3 protein-coding genes are annotated in these 2,524 nt (G+C 71.3%); 2 read left to right on the top strand and 1 reads right to left on the bottom strand.

Annotated features, from left to right (window positions below):
• Positions 1 to 437: M23 family metallopeptidase (locus H5J29_RS29015; protein WP_181784163.1), on the top strand; the 437-nt coding region annotated here is incomplete at its 5' end.
• 6 nt (positions 438 to 443) lie between these two features.
• Here H5J29_RS29015 and sthA read toward each other — a convergent pair.
• Positions 444 to 1,853 (bottom strand): Si-specific NAD(P)(+) transhydrogenase, encoded by a 1,410-nt coding sequence (sthA, locus tag H5J29_RS29010; protein ID WP_181784162.1) that lies wholly within the window; start codon positions 1,851 to 1,853, stop codon positions 444 to 446.
• 242 nt (positions 1,854 to 2,095) lie between these two features.
• Here sthA and H5J29_RS29005 point away from each other — a divergent pair.
• A partial coding sequence (locus H5J29_RS29005; protein ID WP_181784161.1) for a DUF4192 family protein occupies positions 2,096 to 2,524 on the top strand: 429 nt, incomplete at its 3' end.

Genomic DNA, 2,524 nt, shown 5'->3' with positions numbered 1-2,524 from the left:
CGCGCCAGGCCGCCGAGATCGCGAAGGTCGGCGCCTCGCAGTCCGCGGCGGGCGGCATCCAGATGCTGGTCGGGCGCGTCACGAGCGGGTTCGGGCTGCGGGGCGGCGCCTCGCACATGGGCCTGGACATCGCCGCGCCGATCGGCACCCCGATCCACGTGCCCCTCGCGGGCACGGTGATCGACTCGGGTGCGGCCAGCGGCTTCGGCCTCTGGGTCCGCGTGCAGCACGCCGACGGCACGATCACGACCTACGGGCACGTCAACCGCTCGCTGGTCTCCGTGGGCGAACAGGTGGCGAAGGGCCAGCAGATCGCCGAGGTCGGCAACCGCGGCCAGTCCACCGGCCCGCACCTGCACATCGAGGTCACCACGCCGGGCGGGTCGAAGATCAACCCGAAGCCGTGGCTCGACGAGCAGGGCATCGGCTACACCTGAGCCGGCCTACTGGTAGGCCTGCAGCGCCCGGATCTTGTTCGTGACGTCCAGTGCCGCGACCTTGTAGGCCTCGGAGAGCGTCGGGTAGTTCAGCACCGTGTCGACCAGGTAGTCCACGGTCCCGCCGCAGCCCATGATCGCCTGTCCGATGTGGACGAGGTCGGTGGCGTTGGTGCCGAACACGTGCACGCCCAGCAGGGTGCGGTCCTCGGTGGAGACGAGCAGCTTCAGCATGCCGTACGAGTCGCCCACGATCGCGCCGCGCGCCAGCTCGCGGTAGCGGGACATGCCCACCTCGTAGGGGGTGGCGGACTCGGTGAGCTCGGCCTCCGTCTTCCCGCAGTAGGAGATCTCGGGGACCGTGTAGATGCCGATGGGCTGCAGGCCGTGCAGCTCCCGGGCGGGCTCGCCGAAGGCGTGGTAGGCCGCCAGCCTGCCCTGGTCCATGCTCGTGGCGGCCAGCGCCGGGAAGCCGATCACGTCGCCGACCGCGTAGATGTGGTCGACCTCGGTGCGGTAGTTGCCGTCGACGGCGATGCGGCCGCGCTTGTCGGCCATCAGGTTCGCCTTGTCCAGGGCGAGCTCGTCGGTGACGCCCTGGCGGCCCGCCGAGTACATGACCATGTCCGCCGGGATCTTCTTCCCGCTGGCCAGGGACGTGATGGTGCCCTTCGCGGTGTTCTCGACCCGCGAGACCTCCTCGCCGAAGCGGAAGGACACGCCCTGGTCGCGGAGGTGGAACTTCAGCGACTCCACGATCTCCGGGTCGCAGAAGTCCAGCATGGTCGGCCGCTTCTCCACGACCGTGACCTTCGTGCCGACCGCGGCGAACATCGAGGCGTACTCGATGCCGATCACCCCGGCGCCGACCACGACCATGGACGTGGGGACCCGCTTGAGGTGCAGGACCGCGTCGGAGTCGACGACGTGGTACTCCTCGTCGTCGAACTCGACCTCCGGCGGTCGGGCGGGCCGGGTCCCGGTGGCGATCACCACGAACTCGGCCGTGACGGTGGTGTGGTCGCCGCGTTCCGGGCCCTGGACCGTGACGGTGTGCGGGTCCTCGAAGTGCGCGGTCCCGCCGAGGATGTCGACGTGGTTGCGCATGAGCTGGTTGCGGATCACCTCGACCTCGCGGCCGACGACGTGCGAGGTCCGCGCGAGCAGGTCGGCGATCGTGATCTCGGACTTGACCCGGTAGCTGGCGCCGTACATCTCCCGCTGGGCGAAGCCGGTGAGGTAGAGGACGGCCTCGCGCAGGGTCTTCGAGGGGATCGTGCCGGTGTTGACGCAGACGCCGCCCATCATGTCGCGGCGCTCCGCGATGGCCACGCGCTTGCCGAGCTTGGCCGCGGCGATCGCCGCCTTCTGCCCACCCGGGCCCGAACCGATCACCAGTAGGTCGTAGTCGTACACCGACCGTCCCTCCGTCCGTCCCCGCCGGACCGGGATCCCCGGCCCGGGCAAAGCCTCCCCGCGCGTGGAGAGCACGGCAACCGAGAGACGTTACATCTGTGCGACGACCTGGCGACCGTTCCGGGGACCCCGGGCCACCCGGTTGTCCACATCCGGTGTTCTGTGACGGCGTTTCGGTCACCTGTCCACAGGGTGGCGGCAGGCGGGTCACCCAGGTCGGGGACAGGCCGCAGGCTGTCGCCATGACCCCGTCGCTCCCGCCGTTCCTCTCCGGTTCCCCCCTCCCCGACTCGCCCCTGCGGGTGGGCACGGAGGGGCTGATCACCGCACTGCCCGTGCTCATCGGGTTCCGCCCGCGGGACTCCCTCGTCGTGGTCTCCACCGGCGGGCCCGGGGGCAGGCGGGTGGGGCTGACCCTGCGTGTCGACCTGCCGCCCGCCGACGATCCGGAGGTCGTGGAGGCGTTGTGCCGCACCGCGGCCGTGGCCATCGCCCGGGAGGCGCCGAGCGGGGCCGCGGTCGTGGTGGTGGGCTCCGGTTCGGACGGCGCCGGTTCGGACGGTGCTGGTTCGGACGGTGCTGGTTCGGGCGGTGCTGTGTCGGGTGGCGCCGCACCCGGTGGCGCCGGTCGCTCCAGCATCGCGGCGCGGATGGCCGTGTGGCCGTGCAGC

It is taken from the genome of Pseudonocardia pini (assembly GCF_013870575.1).
GTDB classification, from domain to species: Bacteria; Actinomycetota; Actinomycetes; order Mycobacteriales; family Pseudonocardiaceae; genus Pseudonocardia; species Pseudonocardia pini.
This window is presented reverse-complemented; position numbering and strand designations above follow the sequence as displayed.